This is a genomic window from Vibrio sp. 10N.261.52.C11 (genome assembly GCF_041471405.1).
Classification (GTDB): domain Bacteria; phylum Pseudomonadota; class Gammaproteobacteria; order Enterobacterales; family Vibrionaceae; genus Vibrio; species Vibrio crassostreae_C.
Genome location: NZ_JBFROI010000014.1, coordinates 166,558 through 193,527, shown reverse-complemented (window position 1 = coordinate 193,527; position 26,970 = coordinate 166,558). Strand labels below are relative to the sequence as shown.

21 protein-coding genes are annotated in these 26,970 nt (G+C 43.4%); 9 read left to right on the top strand and 12 right to left on the bottom strand.

The genetic code is table 11. The features are described from left to right. The first annotated feature begins 97 nt into the window (after positions 1-97). The gene (locus tag AB4323_RS06225) at positions 98-508 is read left to right on the top strand and encodes an H-NS family nucleoid-associated regulatory protein (RefSeq protein WP_017060262.1); all 411 of its coding nucleotides are present in this window, start codon (positions 98-100) and stop codon (positions 506-508) included. Positions 509-702: 194 nt separating this feature from the next. Here the strand turns inward: AB4323_RS06225 and AB4323_RS06220 are convergent, their stop codons facing one another. Both AB4323_RS06220 and AB4323_RS06215 read right to left on the bottom strand, forming a co-directional pair. Beyond that, positions 703-2,007, bottom strand: a complete 1,305-nt coding sequence (locus AB4323_RS06220; RefSeq protein ID WP_017060261.1) for an inosine/guanosine kinase — start codon at positions 2,005-2,007, stop codon at positions 703-705. Positions 2,008-2,109: 102 nt separating this feature from the next. Further along, positions 2,110-2,379: a hypothetical protein gene (locus tag AB4323_RS06215; protein WP_010439986.1), complete on the bottom strand. Its 270-nt coding sequence runs from the start codon at positions 2,377-2,379 to the stop codon at positions 2,110-2,112. Between the two features lie 204 nt (positions 2,380-2,583). Here AB4323_RS06215 and mnmA point away from each other — a divergent pair, with 204 nt between their 5' ends. From mnmA to purB, 3 genes are all read left to right on the top strand, one after another. Beyond that, positions 2,584-3,720, top strand: coding sequence for a tRNA 2-thiouridine(34) synthase MnmA (mnmA, locus tag AB4323_RS06210; RefSeq protein ID WP_048609389.1), 1,137 nt, complete (start codon positions 2,584-2,586; stop codon positions 3,718-3,720). A 47-nt stretch (positions 3,721-3,767) separates the two neighbouring features. Then, positions 3,768-4,385 carry a high frequency lysogenization protein HflD gene (gene hflD, locus AB4323_RS06205; RefSeq protein WP_019822494.1) on the top strand — a complete coding sequence of 206 codons (618 nt, stop codon included), beginning with the start codon at positions 3,768-3,770 and terminating at the stop codon, positions 4,383-4,385. Positions 4,386-4,528: 143 nt separating this feature from the next. Further along, complete coding sequence (gene purB, locus AB4323_RS06200; protein WP_372146714.1) at positions 4,529-5,899, top strand: adenylosuccinate lyase; 1,371 nt, start codon at positions 4,529-4,531, stop codon at positions 5,897-5,899. A gap of 279 nt (positions 5,900-6,178) precedes the next feature. Here purB and htpX read toward each other — a convergent pair whose 3' ends face one another. Continuing rightward, complete coding sequence (htpX, locus tag AB4323_RS06195; RefSeq protein WP_029235495.1) at positions 6,179-7,042, bottom strand: protease HtpX; 864 nt, start codon at positions 7,040-7,042, stop codon at positions 6,179-6,181. Between the two features lie 277 nt (positions 7,043-7,319). Between htpX and AB4323_RS06190 the strand changes: the two genes are divergently transcribed. After that, positions 7,320-7,487, top strand: a complete 168-nt coding sequence (locus tag AB4323_RS06190; protein WP_017060256.1) for a hypothetical protein — start codon at positions 7,320-7,322, stop codon at positions 7,485-7,487. Positions 7,488-7,601: 114 nt separating this feature from the next. Here AB4323_RS06190 and bioD read toward each other — a convergent pair whose 3' ends face one another. From bioD to bioB, 4 genes are read right to left on the bottom strand one after another with little or no spacing between them, the layout of a single operon-like run. Beyond that, a complete protein-coding gene (bioD, locus tag AB4323_RS06185; RefSeq protein ID WP_017060255.1) occupies positions 7,602-8,285 on the bottom strand; it encodes a dethiobiotin synthase in 684 nt (227 codons plus the stop codon). Beyond that, complete coding sequence (bioC, locus tag AB4323_RS06180; protein WP_017060254.1) at positions 8,282-9,085, bottom strand: malonyl-ACP O-methyltransferase BioC; 804 nt, start codon at positions 9,083-9,085, stop codon at positions 8,282-8,284. Before bioC ends, bioD begins: the two co-directional genes overlap by 4 nt. Then, positions 9,086-10,285 (bottom strand): 8-amino-7-oxononanoate synthase, encoded by a 1,200-nt coding sequence (gene bioF / locus AB4323_RS06175; RefSeq protein ID WP_372151933.1) that lies wholly within the window; start codon positions 10,283-10,285, stop codon positions 9,086-9,088. Beyond that, positions 10,272-11,324 (bottom strand): biotin synthase BioB, encoded by a 1,053-nt coding sequence (gene bioB, locus AB4323_RS06170; RefSeq protein ID WP_136974658.1) that lies wholly within the window; start codon positions 11,322-11,324, stop codon positions 10,272-10,274. Before bioB ends, bioF begins: the two co-directional genes overlap by 14 nt. 159 nt (positions 11,325-11,483) lie before the next feature. Here bioB and bioA point away from each other — a divergent pair, with 159 nt between their 5' ends. The 4 genes from bioA to AB4323_RS06150 all read left to right on the top strand — a co-directional run bounded on the left by bioA (position 11,484) and on the right by AB4323_RS06150 (position 19,369). Beyond that, positions 11,484-12,767 carry an adenosylmethionine--8-amino-7-oxononanoate transaminase gene (bioA, locus tag AB4323_RS06165; RefSeq protein WP_102491438.1) on the top strand — a complete coding sequence of 428 codons (1,284 nt, stop codon included), beginning with the start codon at positions 11,484-11,486 and terminating at the stop codon, positions 12,765-12,767. A 334-nt stretch (positions 12,768-13,101) separates the two neighbouring features. Next, the gene (locus AB4323_RS06160; RefSeq protein ID WP_241910074.1) at positions 13,102-16,593 is read left to right on the top strand and encodes an ATP-binding protein; all 3,492 of its coding nucleotides are present in this window, start codon (positions 13,102-13,104) and stop codon (positions 16,591-16,593) included. Beyond that, entirely contained in the window at positions 16,590-17,741 is a 1,152-nt protein-coding gene (locus AB4323_RS06155) for an EAL domain-containing protein (protein ID WP_372151931.1), read from the top strand. The genes AB4323_RS06160 and AB4323_RS06155 overlap by 4 nt, the downstream gene beginning before the upstream one ends. Then, positions 17,741-19,369: a response regulator gene (locus AB4323_RS06150; protein WP_372151929.1), complete on the top strand. Its 1,629-nt coding sequence runs from the start codon at positions 17,741-17,743 to the stop codon at positions 19,367-19,369. The genes AB4323_RS06155 and AB4323_RS06150 overlap by 1 nt, the downstream gene beginning before the upstream one ends. Positions 19,370-19,512: 143 nt before the next feature. Here the strand turns inward: AB4323_RS06150 and serS are convergent, their stop codons facing one another. The 5 genes from serS to lrp all read right to left on the bottom strand — a co-directional run bounded on the left by serS (position 19,513) and on the right by lrp (position 26,889). Then, complete coding sequence (serS, locus tag AB4323_RS06145) at positions 19,513-20,820, bottom strand: serine--tRNA ligase (protein WP_017107656.1); 1,308 nt, start codon at positions 20,818-20,820, stop codon at positions 19,513-19,515. 142 nt (positions 20,821-20,962) lie between these two features. Beyond that, entirely contained in the window at positions 20,963-22,318 is a 1,356-nt protein-coding gene (locus AB4323_RS06140; RefSeq protein ID WP_017060249.1) for a replication-associated recombination protein A, read from the bottom strand. A gap of 64 nt (positions 22,319-22,382) precedes the next feature. Further along, positions 22,383-22,979, bottom strand: coding sequence for an outer membrane lipoprotein chaperone LolA (lolA, locus tag AB4323_RS06135; protein ID WP_372098779.1), 597 nt, complete (start codon positions 22,977-22,979; stop codon positions 22,383-22,385). A gap of 75 nt (positions 22,980-23,054) precedes the next feature. Further along, the gene (locus AB4323_RS06130) at positions 23,055-26,231 is read right to left on the bottom strand and encodes a DNA translocase FtsK 4TM domain-containing protein (protein WP_372151927.1); all 3,177 of its coding nucleotides are present in this window, start codon (positions 26,229-26,231) and stop codon (positions 23,055-23,057) included. Positions 26,232-26,394: 163 nt separating this feature from the next. Beyond that, entirely contained in the window at positions 26,395-26,889 is a 495-nt protein-coding gene (gene lrp / locus AB4323_RS06125; protein WP_004734558.1) for a leucine-responsive transcriptional regulator Lrp, read from the bottom strand. Between the last annotated feature and the right edge of the window lie 81 nt (positions 26,890-26,970).

Below are 26,970 nucleotides of genomic sequence, written 5' to 3'. Positions count from 1 at the left end.
ATATTTAAATATGTAATAGAAGAAATACTATTTGTTTTATTCCTAGGCTCTGTTTATTATTAGGAAGATTATTTAGTTTACCTTGATGGAAAATATCATGTCTGAATTAACAAAAACTCTATTAAATATCCGCAGCCTTCGTGCGTTCTCACGTGAATTAACTCTTGAGCAACTTGAAGAAGCGCTAGACAAGCTGACTATTGTTGTACAAGAGCGTCAAGAGTCTGAAGCTGAAGAGCGTGCTGCTAAAGCAGAGCAAGAAGCTAAGCTTTCTGCTATTGCTGAACAAATTGCAAAAGACGGAATTGATGTTGCCGATCTTATTGCTGCACTTTCTGGTGAAGCAAAATCTAAAACAACAAAAGCTAAACGCGCTCCTCGCCCAGCGAAATACAAATACGTAGACGCAAACGGCGACGAGAAGACTTGGACAGGTCAAGGCCGTACGCCTTCAGCTATCCAAGAACAGCTAGATGCTGGTAAATCTCTAGAAGAGTTTGCTATCTAAACATTTAGTTTACTTAGTGAGTAATCAATTACACGCTAAGCGATAGAATTAATATTTAAGTCGACCCAAGTATTATTTACGACTTCAATATATTCAGAAACAAAAAAGGCTCCTTTCGGAGCCTTTTTTATATTTGTACTATCAGTATTAGAAACCAACTGATACTGATAGTACTACTGATTAAAGAAAGTAACTTATCTTTCCCAGTACGCTTCTTCTAGGCTATCTTCTCTTTCAGGAAGGCCACGAGATAAACGTGGAGAGTGTTGAACCAACACTTCATAGCTAGCACGGTTAGAATATTTACAAACTTGTGAGAACGAAGAGTACGTCAAGAATGAATGTTGGTGTTTACTTGAGTTTGGCACGTTTTCTTTGTGGTACTTATTAGCAGCCATATCATGTAATAAAGCTGATAACGCAGCATCACCTGCACCATTGGTATTTTTGATCTTTTCTGGTCCACCCATGTATGGCGCAATGTGCGAATACACTTTAGTTGGGTTTTCACATAAATCTTTATGCGCAGGACGGCTAAATTCAAAACGGTTGAATTCCGCAATTGAACCTGGAAGTAAAGGCAGTGACGTTTCACGCTTAGCTGCATCTTCTGTATAACCAGCCATAAATAGGCCAACAGGTCCCGCAGTACATAGAACAAGGTCTACCCAGTCTAGCGCTTTATCTGATGCAGCCAGTGGATCGCTTTCACCCGTTAACGCTTCAGCTTCGTCTTCATTCATTGCAACAACCGTTACGTGTTGCTCAAGGAAATCTTTCCAGAATTCTGGATCATCTTGAATAACGAACTTAGTACCTAGTGTAAGAACGACTGGCACATCGTATTTCTTCGCGTATTCGATCGCTTTCATTGTTGCTTCAGGCATCGGGTCGCCTGGCTTACAGCGAACTAAATAAGCCGTTAAAACTAAAGCAGAAGCACTTTTGAAGATTTTTTCAGGAATGCTTTCTGGTTTTAATTGGTTCATTTGTCCTTCGCTAATTGCGAAAGTACGTTCACCGTCTTCTGTAATTAATGCAAAGCAGCGACCAATTGCGCCATCTACCCCTTGTAAATGGTTCAGATCCATTCTGCTTGATGTATTACATAAATAGCGGTAACCGTAACTACCAATCTTAATATCTTGGCTCATTACACCAAGCAGTGTTGAACGGTCATCCGCCAATACTGAGTAATTGTGTAATGTGTTACCAATTGTGCCACCAGCGTATTCATTGGTAATCAGGCACTGCTCTTTTAATTCTTGATATAAAGATTCAGCGGCTGCGTCGCCAATAACCAGTGAATGTCCCTTGCTCAAACCATACTTCTCAATAAGTTCAGAACTCACCTTTGCTTCAATATCCACCAATGTTTGGTCAATACCGATAATATGAGTGCGTGACATTCTTTTACTGCTTTGAGCTTGGCTCACTAGAGGATCACGAGCGTGAACCGGAAAGTAGTGCTTTGATTTACGTTGTCCAGGGAATTTCATAGGGCTAGTCTAAGTCAAGGGGAAATAGGTGGCGGATTCTACCGCGCTATATTTAACGCGGCAATCTTTCAAACTATAGCAAACGTTTGCTGAAGGTTTTTTTTATTCGCCTTCCATAAAGCTTAAATCAGGCAGCATGCCTAAATGCTCTGCGTAACGTTTTTGATTAAACTCCGCGCCGTTTTTCATAACGTCAAATACTTCAATTGCCAGTGCACATGCCATAGCCGCAATTGCTTCTTCACGTGGAGTGCCCGTCATCATTAAACGCATCAACGTCTCTTTCACTTTCACGGGTTCGCCATCTTCTAGCTGGTTCTCGATGATCTCAATCAGTTCTTCTTCTTGCATAAATTCATTTTGTTCAGACATTTTTTTATCTCAGGTCTTGGATTTCGAGCGACTATGCCACATATACTTCTGACATCCTAGCGACTCACCTCGCTCTCATGCGATTCTCTAACAAAGTCAGCGCACTATTTGTGCAAATGAAACTGTGATTCCGGTCTCGGATCTGTCACGGCGTTTCTCTTTCTGTTAGAATCTGCGACCAAGTAATAGTAACGGTGTTTAGACATGTCAGATATCAGCTCTGGAAACAGCGAAAAGAAAGTAATTGTCGGTATGTCCGGCGGTGTAGATTCGTCAGTATCGGCGTATCTTCTTCAGCAACAAGGCTATCAGGTAGAAGGCCTTTTCATGAAAAACTGGGAAGAAGACGATAACGAAGAATACTGCACGGCAGCTGAAGATCTTGCTGATGCTCAAGCGGTATGTGACAAACTAGGTATCCACCTTCACACTATCAACTTTGCTGCAGAATACTGGGACAACGTATTCGAATACTTCCTTGAAGAGTACAAAGCAGGTCGTACACCTAACCCAGATATTCTTTGTAACAAAGAAATCAAATTTAAAGCATTCTTAGAGTTTGCGGATGAAGTGCTAGACGCAGACTACATTGCGATGGGTCACTACGTTCGTCGTACTTTCCCAACTCAAGAAGAGCTTGATGCTGGCGTAAAACCAGAAATGCTACGCGGTCTAGACAGCAACAAAGACCAAAGTTATTTCCTATACACGCTAAGCTCAGATCAAGTGGCACGCAGCCTATTCCCTGTCGGTGAATTAGAGAAGCCAGAAGTGCGACGTATTGCTGAAGAGCAAGACTTGATCACAGCTAAGAAGAAAGATTCAACAGGCATCTGCTTTATCGGTGAGCGCAAGTTCACTGAGTTCCTAGGCAAATACCTACCAGCACAACCGGGTAACATTGAGACGCCAGAAGGCCAAGTAATTGGTCAACACCAAGGTTTGATGTACCACACGCTAGGTCAGCGTAAAGGCCTTCATATTGGCGGCACTAAAGGTGGTGGCGGTAACGAAGAACCATGGTTTGTTGGTGAAAAAGACCTTAAGCGTAATGTACTTATCGCAGTACAAGGTAAAGACCACCCTCTTCTGAAATCAGAAGGCTTGATCGCATCTCAACTTCATTGGGTAAATCGCACACCAATTACTGAAGTTATGACATGCACGGTAAAAACACGTTACCGTCAAACAGATATTCCTTGTACAATCATCCCAATTGATGATGAGAACATTAAGGTTATTTTTGATGAGCCACAGATTGCTGTGACCCCAGGTCAATCGGCAGTGTTCTACCTAGACGACGTTTGTCTTGGTGGCGGTATCATCGAAAAGCGCATCTAATCAAATCGACGAACAACAAACGATAGAAGACAACTAGGAGTTACTACGTGGCTAATACACTTTATGACCGTACTATTGCTTTCGCCGGAATTTGCCAAGCTGTGGCTTTGGTTCAACAAGTAGCGAAAGACGGCCATTGTGATAAAGATGCCTTCGAAGCTTCACTCAATGCTATTTTAAATACCAACCCGGCGAACACCGTGGGCGTATTTGGACGTGAAGCGAACCTAAAGCTTGGCCTTGAGTGCTTAGTAAAAGGTATCGATAGTACTCCAGCAGGTAGCGATATCACGCGTTACATCATCAGCTTGATGGCGCTTGAGCGTAAGCTGTCTTCTCGCAACGACTCTATGTCTCAGCTTGGTGACCGCATTCAAACTGCAGAGCGCCAAACTGAACACTTTGATCTGTTTGACGAGCAAATGATCAGCAACCTTGCAAGTATCTACCTTGATGTCGTCAGCCCTATCGGCCCTCGCATTCAGGTTTCTGGTACGCCAGCGGTACTTCAACAGACATCGAGCCAGCACAAAGTTCGCGCACTGCTTCTGTCAGGAATTCGAAGCGCTGTTCTTTGGCGCCAGGTTGGTGGTAAACGCCGCCATCTTATCTTCGGTCGCAAGAAGATGATCGAGCAGGCTCAAATCCTACTAGCTCGAATGTAGTTTATTAGCTCGCGCCTCGTCGCGAGCTTGTTTTTTGTATCAACACAACTCTCACGCAAACGATTGCGCAATGTGCGTGACAATTGAGATTGTTACTGGTATAAACCTCTCAAAATTTAGAAAACTCAATTCAGGAGAACACCATGGAACTGTCAGCATTGACTGCTGTTTCACCAGTAGACGGCCGTTACGGAAGTAAGACTATTGCATTACGCAGCATCTTTAGTGAGTTTGGACTACTAAAGTACCGCTCTATCGTTGAAATTCGTTGGTTACAAAAGCTTGCAACAACTGATGCAATCAAAGAAGTACCAGCGTTCAGTGCAGAAGCTAACCAGTTTCTTGATGAACTAGCCGCTAACTTCAGCGAAGAAGATGCTCTACGTATCAAAGAGATCGAGCGCACGACTAACCACGACGTTAAAGCGGTTGAGTACTTCTTGAAAGAGAAAGTTGCTGGCGTTCCTGAACTTCACGCTGTAAACGAATTTATTCACTTTGCATGTACTTCTGAAGACATCAACAACACCTCTCACGCGCTTATGCTTAAAGAAGCTCGTGACACAGTGATTCTTCCAGAAATCCGTAACGTAATTGATGCTATCAAAGCACTTGCGAACGAGTACCGTGATATTCCATTACTGTCTCGTACACACGGTCAGCCAGCTTCTCCTTCTACTATGGGTAAAGAGATGGCTAACGTTGCGTACCGTATGGAACGTCAATACAAGCAAATCGAAAACGTTGAGATCCTAGCGAAAATCAACGGTGCTGTAGGTAACTACAACGCACACCTTTCTGCATACCCAGAAGTTGAATGGCACCAGTTTAGCGAAGAGTTCATCACTGAATCTCTTGGCGTAACTTGGAACCCGTACACAACTCAAATCGAACCTCACGATTACATCGCTGAGCTATTCGATGCAATTGCTCGTTTCAACACTATCCTTCTAGACTTCGACCGTGACGTTTGGGGCTACATCGCTCTTGGTCACTTCAAGCAGAAGACTATTGCTGGCGAAATCGGTTCTTCGACAATGCCGCATAAAGTTAACCCAATTGACTTCGAAAACTCTGAAGGCAACCTTGGTCTAGCGAACGCAGTATTCAGCCACCTTGCACAAAAACTTCCAGTTTCTCGCTGGCAGCGTGACCTTACTGACTCTACGGTTCTTCGTAACCTAGGTGTGGGTGTTGGCTACGCAATCATTGCATACACTTCGACTCTGAAAGGTATTAGCAAGCTTGAAGTTAACCGCGCTGCGCTACTTGCTGAACTAGACAAGAACTGGGAAGTATTGGCTGAACCAGTACAAACAGTAATGCGTCGTTACGGCATTGAAAAACCATACGAGAAGCTAAAAGAGCTAACTCGTGGTAAACGTGTAGATGGCGAAGGCATGCGTGCATTCATCGATGGTCTTGAGATTCCTGCAGACGAGAAAGTTCGTCTGAAAGAGATGACTCCAGCAAACTACATCGGTCAAGCAATCGAGCTAACTGACAAGCTGTAATATTCGAATTTCGAATCGCAGAATAGACTAAGGCTTCCCATGTGGAAGCCTTTTTATTGCGTGGAACTAAATCTATCGCCACAAGAATCGTCAACATAAGAACACCAAGCCTTCTCCAATTGATCGACTCGTCTCCTACTGATTCAATTTAATCACCTAGCGACAACTGCACTTCATGTCTCAACACTTGTTATCTTAAACGCCAAGATCAAAAAAGACCTCCCGAAGGAAGCCTTTCAAATGTATCTTGTCGATTAGCGACTGAAGAATACGTAGCGATTACATGTTACGTAGAGAAGCAATACGCTTGTCTAGCGGCGGGTGGCTCATTAGAAGCTCTGTTAGAGACTTCTTACCGTTGATACCAAATGCCATCATAGAACCTTCTAGTTGTGGCTCATGGCTCACCTTTAGGCGCTCTAGCGCTGCAATCATCTTCTCTTTACCTACTAGGTTCGCTGCACCTGCATCGGCATGGAATTCACGATGACGGCTGTACCACATCGTAATGAAGCTTGCTAAGAAACCAAATACCAATTCCAACACCATAGACACACCGAAGTACACCATCATGTTGCTGCCACCCTCTTCTTCGTTGTCATTCGACGCAACAATGTTGGCGATGAAACGAGATAGGAAGATAACGAACGTGTTCACTACACCTTGCATTAACGTCATGGTCACCATATCACCGTTCGCGATGTGGCTCACTTCATGCGCTAATACTGCTTCAGCTTCATCACGCGTCATGTTGTGCAGCAGGCCTGTTGATACTGCTACCAATGAATCGTCACGCTTAGCACCTGTCGCGAATGCGTTGATGTCTGGCGAGTCGTAGATCGCCACTGTTGGCATACCAATACCAACTTGTTGAGATTGACGGCTTACCGTCTCCATCAACCAATGTTCTGTTTCGTTACGTGGGCTTTCAATGACCATGCCGCCTACCGAGCGTAGCGCCATTTTCTTCGACATCATTAATGAAATGAATGAGCCGCCAAAACCAAATACCGCAGCCATCACCAATAAACCTGAGAGGCTACCGGGTTGCATACCTGTAACTGCGTATACAACATTAAGAACAACACTTAGTACCAATACAACCGCTAGGTTAGTTGCAAGGAACAACATTACTCGCTTCATTACTTATCTCCGCATGAAAGCTGTTTTTATAAAACTTATTGTTATAGACAAGGCAGACAGCAATAGATTCCAACCTTGAAGACTTATACTTACTTATACATATAGTCTTAGATTAAGAAAACAAGGTTAAGCATTAAATTGCAACATTTGATTACGAGACCATATCCGAATTAAATCCACTCTATTAGACCTAAGTCGTATGGTGTCGATATAACAATCCGTTTACAGTGACTTCAGATGATTTATTGGCTAGTCCATGTACAAAAAGGAAAGGATCATGGTTGAAGGTACTAACACTCAAATGGCTATCGATTTACTGTGCTGTCACCTAGGGATTACTGAAGAAGAAGCGAAAAAGCAGGTTGGAATCCTAACACCGCAAACGGCACAGACAAAAATCACAGAAACTCAGCAAGCTTTAATGGGACTGACTAAAGAACATTAGTTCTAAGCTTGTTTATTAAAAGACCGGTTGTTTATCAACTCAAGGTCTAAAGGCTTAAAATAGCAAAAGGGCTGCAATCGCAGCCCTTTTCTTATTTAGTACATAACGTGGTAATTAAAGCGCAAGCAAAGGCTGCACATCAATGTACTTACCAATGTTTTTAGACTTCGCTTTTGGGACGTAAGGGATTTCACCTAACTTAGGTGCACCTAACTTATCTTCAAGCATCGCAATAATATCTGCGTAGTGCTCAGTACCTGGATTGATACGGTTTGCGACCCAACCTACTAGGTTTAGGCCATCAGCACGAATCGCTTCTGCCGTTAATAGAGCGTGGCTCAAACAACCAAGTTTAATACCCACAGTCAGTACCACTGGCAGTTGCTCTTTTTTAACCCAGCTAGAAAGATATTCATCGTCTGAAACCGGGACTCGCCAACCACCAGCACCTTCAACTAACACGATGTCAGAGTTTTTCTTATGCTCTTCTAGCTTCGCTGATAATACCGCCTCATCAATTACAACACCATCATGCTTAGCAGCGATGTGAGGCGATGATGGTAGCAACAACGCGTATGGATTGACGTCTTCGTAAGCAATATCTTGCGTCGCCGCTTCTTGAAGATGCAGTGCATCACTATTACGTAGTCCTTCAGGGGATTTTTCACTCCCTGCAGCAACTGGCTTGTAACCAATTGTTGATAAATCTTGTGCGGCCAAAGCTTGAAGAATCGCTTTTGAAACCACAGTTTTTCCCACTTCGGTATCCGTACCTGCAATGAATAATGCATCAATCATAATTGAATAACCCCTAAACAAACTTGATATGTTGCTGGTAAGAAACCTTGATGGTTCTTAAACTCTCGATATTCCCGATCAACAAGCTGCAACATGCGACGACTTGTTAAACCTTGTGAGCGACCACTTACGTGATTAGCGCCGATACCTTTAAGGTCGCGCATCAGTTCAAACGCAGTGTCGTACCAAACGGTGATGGTGGGCAAGTCTAGTTGATGAACGGTACAGCTAGATTGCGCTAACGCAATTTTTACCTTATTGATTGTAATAAAATGGTTAACGTGTTGATGTGCGTCAATTTTGGACCACGACTTTTTCAGTTCAAACAGCGACCCATCAAGCAAAGTTGAGAAAATAACACGCCCACCAGCCGCTGTAACACGCTTCATCTCTCTCAAAGGCGACGACAAATCGTCACACCATTGCAACGCAAGGCTAGAGAAAACGATGTCAAAGCACCCATCTTCAAACGGCAATTGTTCGGCATCGGCTTGTTGATATAAAGATACAGATGCACCACACCGCTTCTCTGCTGTTGCTAGCATTCCAACAGAAAGATCAGCGCAAACCACTTCGGCGCCTCGTTTTACAAGTTGCTCGGAGAAATAGCCAGTACCACAACCTAGATCCAGCACCTTAAAGCCTGACAGATCGCTGGGTAATTTATCCAGTAATCGGTGGCCAACATCGCGTTGAAATTCAGCGTGTTTGTCATAGGTTGTTGCCGCTTTACCAAAGGCTTCGGCAATCGCACTCTTATCTTGGCCAACGTAATTATGCACTACTGCTTCTTGTGACATTTACTGAGCCTCTTTATTTGATTCAAAGCTTGGATGGATACCCGGTTCAGTGCTTCGTTCAATGGCTTGATGCAACGACCTGGTTAACTGGAGAATCTGTTTTGGGCTATGGTTAGCTGTTAACGTGATTCGTAATCGAGCAGTTCCAGCAGGTATGGCTGGCGGCCTTATTGCGGTCACCCAAACTTGGTTTTGCTTTAACTCTTCAGCTATTGATAATGCCGCTTGTGCTTCACCTATCACAAATGGCTTAATCGGAGTCTTAGTATCCACAAAGCCTTTCAAGCCGCTCACCTGCTCTGCATAGAGAGACCCTAACTCAGTCAGCTTTTCTCGGCGCCACTCTTGAGTTTGAGTCATCTTACAGGCATGAGATAAAGCCACCGCTTGTGAAGGTGGCATCGCCGTCGAGTACACATGATGACGAGCAAACTGAGTTAAGTAATCACCCACTTCTGACGAACAAAGAATCGCAGCACCAGAAACGCCAAATGCTTTGCCAAAGGTCACCACCAAAATATCGGGGGAGATTTGTGCTGCACTGCAACTCCCAGCTCCTTTATCACCTAATACGCCGATACCGTGGGCATCATCAACCGCCAACCAACTGTCGTATTGATGAGTCAGGTTAGATATCTGGCTGAGAGGCGCTTGATCGCCGTCCATGCTGAATACGCCCTCAGTGACGACCAAGGATTGTAGAGATCGGCTTAATAGAGACTCTAGATGCTGCGTGTCGTTGTGTTTAAAGCGTTTCATGGTTGCATGAGAAAGCATCCCCGCTTCCATCAAAGAGGCGTGATTAAGCTTGTCTTGCAGCAGAGAGTCGTCTTTTTCGAGCAGAGAAAACAACAAGGCTTGGTTCGCACTGAAACCAGAACTAAAGAGAATCGCACGTTCAAAGCCCAACCATTCACACAGCTGAGCTTCTAAATTTCTATGAGCAGGACTAAAACCCGTGACCAATGGCGATGCCGCACTGCCAGCACCATAAAGGGAAAGCCCAGCTTGCCACGCCTCCACCAATTCAGGGTCGTTCGCCAAGCCTAGGTAATCATTACTCGAAAAATTAATAAAGCGAGAACCTTCGCAATTAAGCAAAGGACCATTACTGTTTTCGAGCACTTTAAGTTGACGAGTTAGCCCCTGCTCACGGCGTTGAACAAGGGCATCTTTGATACGGGATTTAAACAGTGGCATCGTAGAACATGTCATCTTTCGTTGGACGAGCAGCAACGCGCTCCACTACTTGATCTAACAGTTCGTTTTCTTGAATTTCATCAGGCTTCTGAGCCACTTGTTGGCTGTTGATGCCTAACTTCTTAAACAGCTGCATGTCCGTGTCTTCATCTGGGTTTGGCGTAGTCAGTAGCTTACAACCGTAGAAGATAGAGTTCGCGCCAGCCATGAAGCACATCGCCTGCATCTGTTCATTCATATTCTCGCGACCTGCAGATAGACGAACCGCTGACATTGGCATCATGATACGAGCAATCGCAATCAACTTAATGAAGTCAAAAGATTCAACATCATCGACGTTTTCCATCGGTGTGCCTTTCACTTTCACGAGCATGTTGATTGGCACACTCTCAGGGTGTACCGGAAGGTTCGCTAGCTCTACCAGCAGGCCTGCACGGTCATTAGTACTTTCGCCCATACCAATAATGCCACCAGAACAGATCTTCATACCGGCATCACGTACGTGAGATAGCGTATCTAAACGATCTTGGTAAGTACGAGTGGTGATGATGCTGCCGTAAAACTCGGGAGACGTATCAAGGTTATGGTTGTAGTAATCCAAGCCTGCATCCGCTAACTCGCCAGCTTGATCAGGGGTTAACATGCCTAGTGTCATACAGGTTTCTAGACCCATACCTTTCACACCTTTGATCATATCAGTCAAGTGAGGCATATCGCGTTCTTTCGGGTTTTTCCACGCCGCGCCCATACAGAAACGAGTCGAGCCCGCGTTCTTGGCTTTTTGCGCCGCATGCAAAACACGCTCTACTTCCATTAGGCGTTCTTTGTCGACATCCGTTCGGTAGTGAGCACTTTGAGGACAATACTTACAGTCTTCAGGACAAGCACCGGTCTTAATCGATAGAAGCGTACTCACCTGCACGTGGTTGTGCTCTTGGTACTGTCTATGAACCACTTGAGCTTCAAACATTAAATCCATAAACGGTTTTTCAAGCAGCGCTGTTACTTCAGCAACTGTCCAGTCATGACGAACTTCCACGTGTCGATCCTTTTTTATTATTTGATGTTTCATCTCTATCAATAGAGATTGCATTTATGCTTGGCTAGTCTACCGACAAGCTTTAGACTGTCAACACATTGATAATATCAAAAGTTTACATCTGGTTATTTTTTAATCACACCAAGAATGGAAGTTACTATGGATCTCGCCTTTGATCGCCAGCATATCTGGCATCCCTACACATCAACGTTAACACCTCTGACCTGCTATCCAGTCACCAATGCAGACGGTGTTTACCTAGAATTAGAAGGCGGAAAACGAATTATTGATGGTATGTCATCTTGGTGGTCAACCATCCACGGCTACAATCATCCAGAGCTCAATGCTGCGGCTCACAGCCAAATCGATAAGGTTTCACACGTTATGTTTGGCGGTATCACCCACCAGCCCGCTATCGATTTATGTAAGAAGTTGTTAAAACTTGCGCCAAGTAATCTAGAGCACGTATTCTTGGCCGATTCAGGTTCAGTGGCCGTGGAAGTTAGCCTTAAGATGGCACTGCAGTACTGGCATGCTAAAGGGCAACCTCGTTCAAAGTTCCTAACGCTAAGAGATGGTTACCACGGCGATACCTTCGCGGCAATGTCGGTGACCGATCCAGATAACTCGATGCACAGCCTCTACAAAGGCTTTTTGCCTGAGCACATTTTCGCTGATTCGCCAAAAACCGGCTTTTGGGATGAGTGGAATTCAAGTGACATCAATAGCTTTCGAGAGAAACTCACAGCCCATCATGAAGAGGTTGCCGCCGTAATCTTAGAGCCTATCGTTCAAGGCGCTGGCGGCATGCGCATCTACCACCTTGAGTTCCTAAAACAAGTTCGCTTGCTGTGTGATGAATTCAACGTATTACTTATCTTGGATGAGATTGCGACCGGATTTGGCCGAACAGGCAAACTGTTCGCCTGTGAGCATGCCGATGTTCAACCAGATATCTTATGCGTTGGAAAGGCGTTAACTGGCGGCTATATGACGCTGTCAGCGACGCTTGCGAGCAAAGAAGTCGCAGACACCGTATGTGGCGGTGAAGCGGGGTGTTTTATGCACGGGCCAACCTTTATGGGCAACCCTTTAGCTTGTGCTGTGGGTGCAGCAAGTTTATCCATCATCGAGCAAGGCCATTGGAAAAATCAGACTCAACAGATTGAACAACTCTTTTCTGAGTTGCTACCACCGTTGCGAGAGCATGATCTTGTCAAAGACGTTCGTTGGTTAGGCGCTATTGGCGTTGTTGAAACACATACACCTGTCGATATGGAAACCATTCAAGCGCACTTTGTAGAGCAAGGTGTTTGGATCCGTCCTTTTGGTAAGTTAATTTATATGATGCCTCCCTTCATTAGCCAACCGGAACATATCGAACAGCTTGTTTCATCGATCGATAAAGCACTCCGACAACCTGCTTGCTTCAAGCCAAGTTGATTTAACAAACGTCATTTAGAAATACCAAAAGCCTATAAGCCGCCCATAAATACCAACGGCGGCTTATCCTTCACGCGAAAAATCAGATAGCCATAAAAACGTCTCTAACCGTTGTTTCATCTCGATAACACCCAAAAATAAAATTAATCTTCACCACAAAAATAATTAGCAAAAGAGTATTAGCTGTTGGATAAATAGCCGTCATAAAATAACGAGACTTTTTTAATTCTCTAATCTTATGAAAACCTATCTCTCTTGTTTTTTTGTTTTATTCTCACTGTCTTTTCCGTGTGTTGCTTCGGAAATGGTGCTTAATTCTAATCAGACAGATTACTTGCAGGCAAAAAAAACGATTGTCATTGCTAAGCCTACTCACCTATTTAACCGGGCGTGGGAGGATGTGTTCGTCAATAGAAATAAAGGCAATTCGGCCGAAGTCGTTCGGACGCTTGAAGAGAAGCTTAATGTCAATATTGAAATAAAAGAATATTTCTCGTCACGTGCTCTGCTTGATGCTGTAGCGAAAGGAGAAGTCGACTTAACTCTAGGTTATGCTGAAACACGTCAGCGATCAGAGCAATTTATTTTTTCCAATACGCTCTATAACGTGCCTAACGTTTTTTGGTTTAAAGACGAAGCAGCTCAAACCAAATCCAAGCATGAACTCATGTGGGCTTGTATTCGAAATTCACTGTTTTGTCAGATAATTAAAGATTTGGGAATCACGAAAATATTGATGGTAAATAGCGCATCAGAGCTCTTTACAACCCTCGCTGTAGGCACTGCTGATGCAACAGTCATCGATTTAACGTCAGTCCAGAGTTACTATTCCGTTGTGACACCAGGAGAATGGCAAGGCACAATTTCATTTTCAAAAAATCTAGCTCCATTCCCCATTCAAGTATTAATGAGCAAGGAATCAACTCAACTAAAAACAATCATTGATGCATTGCTGAAACACCAAATCAAAGATATCACTCAAATATCATCGAACTATTTCTACCACTTTTATGATGACATCATAAATCAAGTTATAGAAAGCCAATATGGACATCGTTCGATTAGGTATACGGTCAGTGAAAACATCTACCCCTATTCATATTTCGATCCTACAACACAACAAACGGTCGGTTTCATTCACGACGCGATCACTCTCATTTCGAGAAAGCTTGGAGTAAGCTTCGAATACGTGCAGCCTAAAGGAAAAGATGTCATTGAAATGCTGCGTACTAAAGAAATCGACTTTTTACCCGGTTTCGATGTAGAAAACCCAAATAATAACGAATTTATTTTTAGTGAACCTTTTATGAAGCTTCATTGGGCCTATATTGCAACGAACAAAAATGTAGACACTAAACGAACAGCGATTCTTGATAGAACCGGGTACTTTATACAGAAAGAGTCATTAAAATTAGATTTCAGTGACGCCGTCATGTACCAAGATATAAAAACTCTTGCTAAAGACATGAGTAATGGAAAGATCACCCACGCTTACATTCCACAAAGTATAGCGAATCTATACGTTTACAACGGGTATTCCGACATATTTCACATTGAAGCTCGAGATAATGCAGCTTCATTGTTCAAAAATATAGGTGTGATATTACATCAGGACTCAACGTTTCTTCAAAGCGTCATCAACTCAGCGATTTCTTTAACAACACAAAACGAAATCGATCTTCTAACTCTCAAGCACCACAATATAACAGCACAATACGGCTATAGCGAAGAACGTATTGTTCTTTATACGTTAGCCGTTTCTAGCTTTATTTTCGTTCTAGTGACTTATGGATTAGTCAAAACTAGGCGTCTTTCCATTTCACTAAACAAAGCAAAACAATCAGAACAACGAAGTTACAAACAAATCCAATGGCTAACGACATTACTGGATAGCTTACCAACCTTGATATCGATTCATGATCAAACAAATAAGCTAGTCTTATCCAATAGCGCATTTAACAAACAAAGAGATTTATGTTTAACGGCAGGTAACGATCAAAAATCTTGCTGGCTTAAACAGGCCGAAAGCCAAGCTCAAAACACATTAGCTCTTGGTATCTGGAAAACAATAAAGTGTCACTGTAGTGGACACGAAAAACACTTCAGAGTAATTCGACAACGTGTAATGAATAGCTCAGACGAGAGCTATTACACAGTCACTGTGTTAGATGATTTAACGAGATGGGAAGCTCAACAACGCGAACTAGAAATTTCGAACACAAAAGCCCAAGAAGCTATCAAAGCTCGTGATTTATTCCTAGCGATTGTCAGTCATGAACTACGCACACCAATTGCCGCAATGATCGGATTAATGGAGTTACTAAGTACCAAAATTGAATGCAAAGACAATATGGAACTGTTATCGAATGCCCAGATATCTGCAGAACGATTGAAATTGCTCGTCAGTGATATTCTCGACATTTCAAAGATGGAGGCAAATCAGCTTCATTTAGAATCTAGAAACAGCAATATTTATCAAGAACTGTGCCCTATTTTTAGGACATTTGAAACACACGCAAGATTAAACAACCTCAACTTTAAAGTGGATTGGAAAACAGGCTCAATCAATACAGCTAGCTTAGATTGGCTGAGAGTAACACAGATACTCAACAACCTACTTAACAACGCGATTAAGTTTACAGAAAGCGGCTTTGTTCTCATTAACGTCGATGTAACTGAGCACCAGTTAAGCCTGTCTATAACAGATACTGGTTGTGGTATGTCTGAGCAGCAAATTACTCGTGCATTCCAACCGTTTGCTCAAGGTGACCATAGTATTAGCCGTCGTTATGGAGGTACTGGGCTAGGTATTACCGTTGTTCAGCGTTTGGTCAACATGATGAATGGTGAGTTAAAGATTGAGAGTAAACAAGGGTTAGGAACAAAGATCTCCGTCACTATCCCCGTGGAAGCAAAATCTTCAATACTAAATACACCTCAGGAAATCAGCACCGAAGATCGAGAAATACTAAGGTGGCTCAAAGCTTGGGGAGTACCTCATCAGAGCTCAAAAGACCAAAATACCTTTAATCTCGTTCGATCTAACCAATGGCAAAATCTATACCCAGATCATTTATTGTCAGCCTTAACCACATCCAGAGATCCGTTGACTTACGATACTGGAAATAGATATCAATTCGAAGGCAACGTATTAATAGCCGATGACGACCCAATCAATCGGTTATTGTTTACTAAACAATTAAAGCAGTTCGGACTTAACGCCATCATAGTCAAAGATGGGCAAGAGGCATTGGATATTTTGAAGCAGAGTGATCAAGTAATTGACTTAGTCATCACCGATTGTCACATGCCAAATATGGATGGGTACGAATTAACTGAAATAATCAAATCATCGCCCGAATTATCTCATTACCCTGTGATTGGTTGTACCGCGGAAGATTCCAAACTGGTAGTAGAAAAAGCTGAACGTGTTGGGATGAACCAAGTGATTTATAAACCTTATTCTTTTAATGAGTTGGCAGTCGCCCTAGAGCAGTTGCTCCCAGCAACTTGCATCAAACAACACCCTGACCAGCCATGGGCAAGCAATTACTCTGAAGACGAACAATTACAGATGGCAAGCGTGATCTTCGAATCGTTCACTGCTGATAAATCAATGTTACAAGACGAAAAAGAGAATATAAAAGAAGTCTCCCATCGAATCAAAGGATCCGCGGGGTTACTTGGTTTAACGACACTTTACCGAGCAGCAAAAGACTGTGAAAAGGACCCGAACAACGCTCAAAAATTAAAACAGCTCACCGATGAGCTAAATAAGTCGATTGAATCGGCGTCTATCATATTAAAAAGGCTAAACCTCCAGTGAAAGTATTGATCGTCGAAGACTCATTGCTCCAAGCAACATCGATAAAAATTTTGCTTAAGAGATACGAAATTAGCAACGTTTATACCGCTTCGAATGGCGAAGAAGCGATCAAAATATGTCAGAATCATAACTTTGACCTCGCTTTCTGTGACTTGCAAATGCCACAAATTGATGGCGTATCTTTGCTAGCATCACCACAAGCGATGAGATCGATTAAACGAGTCGTTATATTAAGTGCCATGGCTAGCTCAGCATTAGAGTCGACCCAAAACATGTGTGTATTAATTGGCTATCAACACGTTGAGGTTATTCGTAAGCCAGTTAAAGACTCACATATCCAACGCTTATTATCTTCTCACTCTTTATCCAATACAGTGAATGCGATTCAGAGCTTACCTGTTGTGTTAAACGATAAACAAGTTCAGTTAGCATTCGAAAAGAATTGGTTCGTTAACGCATATCAAAGTCAGCACGACGTAAACAAAACTCAAGCCGTTGGTGTAGAGCTACTTGCGCGCCTCATGCACCCTGAATTGGGTTTACTCACTCCACTCCACTTCATGGAATCTGTTCGACGCCTTAATTTATTGGATAAGCTGTTTTACAACGTTCTGGAACAAGGGCTAAAAGATATCTCAAAGCTGCGCGAGCCATTAGCTTTTTCCATCAACATCGAGCAATCAACGCTTAGGATCGATGTCGCAGACAAGATAATAAACTTATGCAATGAATACAATGTATCCCCTTCATTGCTCACATTAGAGATAACTGAACACGAAACTTTTTTGCTTGATACCAATTGTTATAAGAATATCGCAAAATTGAGCATGTCCGGTATTGGTCTTTCTGTTGATGATTTCGGGACAGGTTACGCCTCATTATCACAACTCTCGAACTTACCTTTTACCGAGTTAAAGGTGGATCGAAGCTTCGTACATAATGTTAGTTCCAACAAAAAGCATCAAGTGCTAACCAAAGCCTGCATTAATCTGGCCGAAAATTTAGGGCTGTCTTGTATTATCGAAGGTGTTGAGAAACAACAGGATTTTGATTATCTATCTTCAATTGGTATGACAAGATACCAAGGCTACTTCACATCGAAGCAAGCAAGTTTTTCCGAATTAATCTCTCAGAATGATTTGAAATAATGAGGTTAAATCAACTGCAAGTCCTTATTGTTGACGATGCACCAATAGTCCTCTCCACCATACGCAATATGTTGATTTATATTGGATTTTATGAAAAAAACATCTTTCTTTCCACCTCACCAAAAGTCGCGATATCGCTAGTCAATGAAACATCATTTGATGTCATCATTTGTGATTACAATTTTGGCGAGGGCATGAATGGTAAGCAATTATTTGAAGAATTAAAACAAACACGAATGTTAAAAGATGATGGTGTTTTTATACTAGTTACTGGGGAAAACTCAGCTTTTTTTATTAGACCAATTATTGAATTGCGCCCAGATAACTACTTACTAAAACCTTTTAATCGTGAGACCTTAAAATTACGTATTACAGCATCGATTCGTAAGAAGAAAACACTAGAAGAAATCTATAATGCTGATCGAGCGCATCTCTATCGAGAAGGCCTTGAGCATTGTGAAGCTCTATCGCATTTTCACCCAGAGTACTTCTCTACAATCGAACAATTCAGAGGCCATTTCCTTTCTAAACTTGAGCTGTTTGATGAAGCAAAAATAGTGTATGAGAGTGCTATGGCAGAAGGGAATTTCGACTGGGCACAAGCAGGCTTAGCGAACAGCCTAGCTAACTTAGGACAACAGACCGAAGCCAATCAAATCATATCAACATTGATCAAAAACGCACCAAGCAATACGTTGTATCGTGATGAAGCAGCTCATGTGAGTTTGCTCAGTAATCGAATACCAGCTGCGATAGCACACTTCAAACTAGCTAGTAAGTTAACGCCTGGAAACTCAGATCGTGAACTAGCAATTGCCAACCTATGTTTATCCGTTAACGATTCTGAAACCGCACTTAAGCACTACCAAAATTACATTCATTTCAATAAGGATACGTTTCGCGACAATGTGCTAATGAAGCTCAATCACGTTAGGTTTCTTTTATATTCAGCTTCCGATGATATTAATAAGCAACAGAAACTCGAACAAGTTAACTTCATTCTGAGTAAAGTCTGGGAAGAGCAAATCCCTGAGATCCACTGCGACCTTGCACTTATCGCTGCACATATTTCGTTTGAAAAAAAAGAGTACAAAAAATCGATTAATCTCTTAACTGATCTACACAACGGTAACCAATTCAGAGAATTTTCGACCATTTATCATCATGCGTGGTTACTCGACAAAATGAGTTGTGAGTGCGAATTCAAAATAGCGGTCCAGCGAAGTAAGATTTTAATCATTAAAACAGAAAGTTCGGCGATCATATCAAGTCAAATGACAATGTTAAATGAACTAAACAGTCAAAATCATCGAAAAATACGATGGCTGAAAGAGCAGAATATTACAATAGAAAAGGCACAATCCAACTATAAAGCTTTATTGACAATATACTTGAATATACAGGAGCGCGCGCCAGTCATAAAAAAGGTGTGCATGAATATTATCAAGCTACTTACTCTTGCTTGGCCAAGTTCAATAGGGTCAAAACAAGTGAACACGATTATTAAAGAGTGTGACGAAGTCATCTTACAGCTTTACACCGCACAAGAATTATATGACATGGATTATCTACGTTTCTACAGTAAAGCCATATCGATGTGTCGCAATGTAGAAACTAATCGATTATAGATGTATCGTAGACTTCCTAAGTTTTCTTTCTACACTTTAGGTTCTAAGACTTCAGGTAAAAAAAAGGCTTTGCCATTACAGCAAAGCCTTTTAACTATTCTAATGAGTTAGATTAATCTAAATTCGATTAACCTAAATTGACATTAACCGATGTGCGTTACGCCGCCCATGTATGGTTGAAGTACTGTTGGGATAGCAATACGGCCATCTGCTTCTTGGTTGTTCTCAAGGATAGCAACCATAGTACGACCAACAGCAAGACCAGAACCGTTTAGTGTGTGTACAAGTTCAGGTTTTTTCTCGCCTTTACGACGGAAACGAGCTTGCATACGACGCGCTTGGAAATCCCACATGTTTGAACAAGAAGAAATCTCACGGTAAGTCTCTTGTGCTGGAACCCATACTTCTAAGTCGTAAGTTTTCGCAGAACCGAAGCCCATGTCACCTGTACATAGAATCACTTTACGGTAAGGAAGCTCTAGAAGTTGAAGTACTTTCTCAGCGTGGCCAGTTAGCTCTTCAAGCGCTGCCATTGAGTCTTCTGGCTTAGTGATTTGTACTAATTCAACTTTATCGAATTGGTGCATACGGATAAGACCACGAGTGTCACGACCGTAAGAACCCGCTTCAGAACGGAAACACGGCGTGTGAGCTGTCATCTTAAGTGGCAGTTCAGCTTCATCAGTGATCGTGTCACGAACCATGTTCGTTACCGGTACTTCCGCAGTAGGGATAAGCGATAAAGTCTTAAGAGGTACGTCACTTACTTGCTCAGTTAGCGGGCTTGTGTGGAACAAGTCTTCGCCGAACTTAGGAAGTTGACCAGTACCGTAAAGGCTATCGTGGTTCACTAGATACGGTACGTACATTTCTGTGTAGCCGTGCTCATCAGTGTGAAGGTCCAGCATGAACTGAGCAATAGCACGGTGTAGACGTGCAAATTTGCCTTTCATCACGATGAAACGAGAACCCGAGATTTTAACTGCGCTAGCAAAATCAAGACCGCCAGACATTTCGCCAAGATCGACGTGATCTTTCACTTCAAAGTCGTAAGTCTTAGGTTGACCCCAACGAGAAACTTCTACGTTATCGTCTTCATCTTTACCATCTGGCACTTCTGCATCAGGTAGGTTAGGAATAGACATTGTGATCGTTTCTAGCTCAGATTGAAGATCAGCCAATGCTACTTTAGCTTGGTCTAGTTCTGCGCCTAAGTTGCCTACTTCTGCAAGGATACGCTCAGCTTCTTCATGGTCGCCTTTTGCTTTCGCTTGACCAATGGACTTCGATCGAGAGTTACGTAACGCTTGTAGCTCTTCAGTTTTCATCTGAAGGGACTTACGTTTTTCTTCAAGTTCACGAATTGTCTCTACATCAAGGGTGAAGCCTCGACGTGCTAATTTTGCCGCTGTTTCATCCAGCTCAGCTCGAAGTAATTTAGAATCCAGCATTGCTAATCCTATGCTTTAGTTATTTGAATATTCAGTAGCTTGCTACTGAATCACTGCTAAACCCCTAAAACTGGTGTTATTTCGACCAATTTATAACGATTTAATTGAAATTTTATGACTAGGTAACGATATCCAAAAAAGACTACTTTTCATAGCGTTTTTGTGGGCTTTTTGCGTCCAAATCCGCCAGATAATCTAGCTTCTCGCCAATTTTGGTCTCTAAGCCTCGTTTTGTTGGGAAATAGTATTGCTTCTCTCCCATTTCAGGAGGCAGATACTTTTCACCAGCGGCGTAGGCTCCTGGTTCGTCATGAGCATAACGGTATTCTTGCCCGTAGCCCATGTCCTTCATCAAAGTTGTCGGTGCATTTCGCAAATGATGCGGCACTTCATATTCAGGAAGATTGTGAGCATCTGTTAACGCTTGCTTCCACGCGGTGTAAACGGCGTTACTCTTTGGTGCACATGCGAGATAAACAACCGCCTGCGCAATCGCACGCTCCCCTTCAGCAGGGCCAATGCGCGTGAAGCAATCCCAAGCCGACATCGCTACCTGCATGGCGCGAGGATCAGCGTTACCGATATCTTCAGAAGCAATCGCCAGCAAGCGTCTAACGATATACAAAGGATCACAACCCGCAGCAATCATTCGTGCTGACCAGTACAAGGCCGCATCAGGGTTTGAGCCACGAATTGACTTATGAACCGCGGAGATTAGGTCGTACCAAATATCACCCTTGTTATCGAAACGAGCGACTTTCTCACCAGCCACTTCAGCCAACAACTGCAAGGTTATCGCTTTCTCGCCTTTATCGTTGTCTTCTGCCATGTCATACAGCAGTTCAAGGTAGTTAAGCGACATACGCGCGTCGCCGTTAACCAGTTCTGCAAGGCGATCTAAAACATTATCAGCAAAATCAACAGGCACATCACCTAACCCACGTTGCTTATCTTCAATCGCTTGGCGAATGACAAGAGAAATATCATCTGTGTTCAGGGACGTCAGTTTGTAGACACGCGCACGTGACAACAAAGCGTTGTTCAGTTCAAAAGATGGGTTTTCTGTCGTCGCACCAATAAAGGTCACGGTGCCATCTTCGATATGAGGCAGAAAAGCATCTTGCTGACTTTTGTTAAAGCGATGGACTTCGTCCACAAACAGGATGGTTCTGCGCCCTGCTTGCTTGTTCTCGCGCGCTTTTTCAATTGCAATACGAATGTCTTTTACGCCCGAGGTTACCGCCGATACGCGTTCCACTTCAGCATTCGCATAGTTTGCTGCAACTTCGGCTAACGTCGTTTTACCGGTGCCCGGAGGCCCCCACAAAATCATCGAGTGGATATGGCCCGCTTCCAACGCTCTGCGAAGTGGTTTACCTGGGCCTAATATATGCTGCTGACCGATGTACTGTTCGACAGTTTCCGGTCTCATACGAGCAGCAAGGGGACGAAAATCTTCGTCCCCCGCAAAATCTAAGCTGTAATTACTCAATTGCAATCTCTTGATTCGTTGATGGCATTAATGCCTATCGACGTACTACCAAACGATCTGCTTGTTTAGATCAGTTTCTTTGGTCGTCGACCTCGACACCTTCCGGTGCCACAAAAGTAAAGCGGTCTGCTGCAGGTTTACCCAAATCAACATTGCTAAAGGTAAACTCACCTTTTTGACCGTCTTGTTCAATCACATTAAAGCCCTGAACAATGCCCTTTTCGGTGATATTAATCTGGAAGTCGCCCTGATTAGAATCGACAGCAGTTGGCGTTAGCGTGAATTGGTTACCCGTTTGCACCACATTATAGTTATCCCAATCACTTTCTTGGTTACGTGTAAGCAGGACAAAAGGTGTCTGTGATGTCGCTTGCTCTTGCCAATAAATGCTCACTTGCTCAATGAACGGGCTGTAGTACCACAAGCTTTGGCCATCAGATACCAACAAGTTTTCATCAGGGAACGTGGTCTCCCAGCGGAACAGGCTTGGGCGTGCAATCTCTACCGTGCCCTCACCTTCCATAACAACATCACCATCAGGGCTGGTCACGACTTGTTTAAAGTCAGCGCTGAAGCCTGCGTTTAATGCCAAGCGGCTACTCAACTCTTCTTTCGGAGAAGCAAACACTGAGAAGCTCATAAATAAAAGTGCGAATACTTTTTTCATCAATAATCCTGTTAGAACATAAGTCGGTCATATTTTCGATTTGACCGACTGAATAGTTATGAGTTCCTACCGGAACTAATCTTTTGGTGGCGCTGGTGCTAAGACTTCTCGGTTACCGTTATGACCTGGAGCACTTACTATACCTTGAGCTTCAAGTTGCTCGACAATACGTGCAGCACGGTTGTAGCCAATCTTGAATCGACGCTGTACGCCTGAAACTGAGCCACGACGTGAATGAACAACGTGTTCTACCACTTGATCAAACAGAGGATCGACCTCTTCATCACCTTCCATCTTCTCACCCGGAAGCAAGGTTTCTGGGGTTTGTTCGCCGTTGGTGATTTCATCAATATAGTTTGGCTTACCACGCGCTTTCCAGTTATTCACGACTGCGTGTACATCGTCATCAGATGCAAAGGCACCGTGAACACGAGTTGTATGGCTAGAACCCGGTGGCAAGTAAAGCATATCACCCATGCCCAATAGTGATTCCGCACCACCTTGGTCAAGGATAGTTCGTGAATCCGTTTTAGTTGATACCGTAAAGGCCACACGGGTTGGAATGTTCGCTTTAATAAGACCAGTAATAACATCCACTGATGGACGTTGCGTCGCTAGGATCAAGTGAACACCCGCCGCACGTGCTTTTTGTGCCAAACGTGCAATCAGTTCTTCAACCTTCTTACCAACCACCATGATTAGGTCGGCAAATTCATCAACGATAACCACAATGTAAGGCAGCTTCTCAAGCAATGGCGCTTCTGGGTCCATGCTGTCGCCCGGCTTCCACAGTGGATCGTGAATTGGGTGACCCGCTTCCGCTGCCATCTTAAGCTTATCGTTGTAACCTTTAATGTTACGAACGCCTAATGCTGACATCAGCTTATAACGTCGTTCCATCTCGCCAACACACCAACGAAGGGCGTTCGACGCATCTTTCATGTCGGTTACCACTTCAGACAATAGATGAGGAATACCCTCATAAACCGATAGCTCAAGCATTTTCGGGTCGATCATGATGAAGCGAACATCTTCCGGTGATGCTTTGTAAAGCATACTCAGAATCATTACGTTCACACCTACCGACTTACCAGAACCGGTTGTACCTGCAACCAGAACGTGAGGCATTTTCGATAGATCAGCAATAACGGCTTCACCAGCGATGTCTTGTCCTAGAACCACTGTCGTTGGCGATTTCGCTTCTTGGAACTGAGGGCTAGCAACCACGTCTGAGAAGAATACCGTTTGGCGACTCATATTCGGCAGTTCTAAGCCAACATAAGGTTTACCCGGAATCACTTCTACGACACGTACTGCCAATGCAGAGAGCGAACGCGCTAAGTCCATAGAAAGGCCAGAAATACGGCTTACTTTCACACCTGGAGCCAGATCAAGTTCGAATCGAGTGATTACTGGACCTGGGAAAATGTCGACAACGTCTGCTTTGATCTTGTAGTCCGCTAGCTTAGATTCAACAAGACGAGCAATTGCCTCTAGCGCATCACGGTCAATAAAGGTTTCACGCTTTTCAGGGTGGAATAACAATTCAAGCGTGGGTAATGGCTCAGCAGGCTTAGGTAAATTAACATCTTGTTGAACCAAGAACGGATTCTGCGCCGCTGCCATATTCGCTTGGGCTTCAGAAACAATGCTTTGGAATGCGGCGACATCTTGATCTTGATCTTGATGCGCAGGTTCTTCTTCCGTTACTTCTTCCCAAGGAAGATCAACAGTTGGCTCTAGGTTTTGTGCTGTTGGCTGTTCAGGTTCTGAATGTTCTTCTTGATAAGGGAAAGGTTCAAACTGTTCTTCGATTAATGCTGCGTCAGCTAATTCAGCTTCAGCCTGTTCTGATTCAAGCTCTGAGCCCTGTTGGTAGCTTTGCTCTTCCGTAACATCAAACGGTGAAGGTTGTGCAGAGAAATCGTCTTCCACGGTTGCTTCTGGCTCGCCCATAGGTGAAGCGTATAAAGATTCAGGTTGAACATCTTCAGAACCAAATTCGCCATTTACTTGTGGTGAGCTATCTAATTCTGGTTCAGCACTTCTAAGGTCAGCATGAGCAGGGCCAACTTCTGGTTGTTCGTTCTGCATGTATTGTTGGTAAGCAACCTGAGAATCATGCGCGTCAACCTGATCTTGTTCTGCTAGGTCATCTTCATACATGGCCGCATTTTCTAGCTGCTCTATCGTTGCATTCAACTGTTTAGAGCGCTCAATACCTTCTTCTAGCGGTTCTTCTGGCGCTTGGTAAACAGCTGCTGCAGGGATCGTTTGCTCTGACTCAATTACCGCTTGAGGCTGAACCTGAGGTTCTTCATGAACAGGAGCTTCTTGTTTCGCAGGAGCATCGACAGGCATATGAATATTGTAATGACGCTTCGGCGATGCAGCATTGTCTCGCGCATTTGTCGCCACGTCTGCCGACTCATTGGTCGCAGAAAAACTCATCGCAGGATCTAGCGGATCATGCTCTGTTGATTCTTTGTTGCCTTCTATAGCAGGAACATCGCGGTAAGTTGGCGCTTGATGCTGCTGATGACGTTCTTCGATTAAATCGCGGTCTGCTGATTCTCTTAATTGAGGCTCAAGCAGCTCTTGGTCTTGTCCACGAGCCTTATTAACAGCAGACGTGAAGAATTTGATGGCACATTCACCCAACCATTCCACAATACTTAACCAAGAAATACCGGTTAATAGAGTAAAGCCAGCCCCCCATAAGAAAAGAAGAACCAGCGTACTACCAAGAACATTCAACGTTGGAAGAGCAAGGCTTGTTAAGACGTCGCCCACTACGCCACCGGATGAAAAGTACCAGATGTCGTCAAAGTTGATATCCGCTAAACCACAACTCGTAAGAATTAGGATAGTCAGGCCAAGTAAGCGAGTGCCCCACAGCATGAAGTCGATCTGCTCGTCTTCATTACGTTTGCGGAATAATACCCACGCAGCAACCGTCACTAAGATAGGCAAAGGGTAAGCCAAAGAACCAAATACGAAGAAAAGCGTATCCGCCAACCAAGCACCTAGGTAGCCACCCGCATTTTGAATGTCACCACCCCACGCCGTTTGCGACCATGATGGGTCTGCAGGACTAAAAGTTAATAACGCAACGGCAAGTAGAATAGAGAAGAGAACACCGAGAATCAGACTGCACTCTTTGAGACGTTGAGAACCACTCAAACGAGGAGACTGAGGCTCTTCACTCGTTTTAATGATTGTTTCTACTTTATTACTGCTCTGCTTGAACATAAACCAACTTAATAATTAAACGGGATAAAAACATCTCGAGCGGCCAAAGCCGCTCGTTTCAATGAAACTACTGTTGATTTAACCATATCAAACAGAAAAACCCAATTCCAGAAAGCAAGAAAGCGGAACAAATGTCCGCTTTCTTTCATTTCACCAATTGTGACTAACGAGTTTTAATCACAAGTTGATTGGTTTGTTTCACTTCTTCCATTACTACGTAAGTTCGAGTGTCGTTTACGCCCGGTAGACGAAGTAACGTATCACCCAGTAGCTTACGGTAAGCACCCATATCAGATACACGTGTTTTTAGAAGATAGTCAAAATCACCCGACACTAAATGACACTCTTGGATGTCATCCAGTTTCTGCACAGCGGTGTTGAATTGTTCGAACACATCTGGCGCACCACGGTTCAACGTAATTTCAACAAACACTAAAAGTGAAGCATCAAGGTACTGTGGGTTCAGCAACGCTGTGTACCCAGTAATGTAACCTTGACGTTCTAAACGACGAACACGTTCAAGACATGGAGTTGGAGAAAGTCCTACTCGTTTTGAGAGTTCAACGTTTGAGATACGACCGTCTTTTTGCAACTCATTAAGAATGTTGCGGTCAATACGATCTAGTTCCTTGGACGGCTTCTTATAATTGTCTGCCATTTTTTATTCCACCTTATTACTTCCTTGCAAAAAAATATACTACAACTTTTTAATATTCAGTATCAAATTTTATCTAAACCT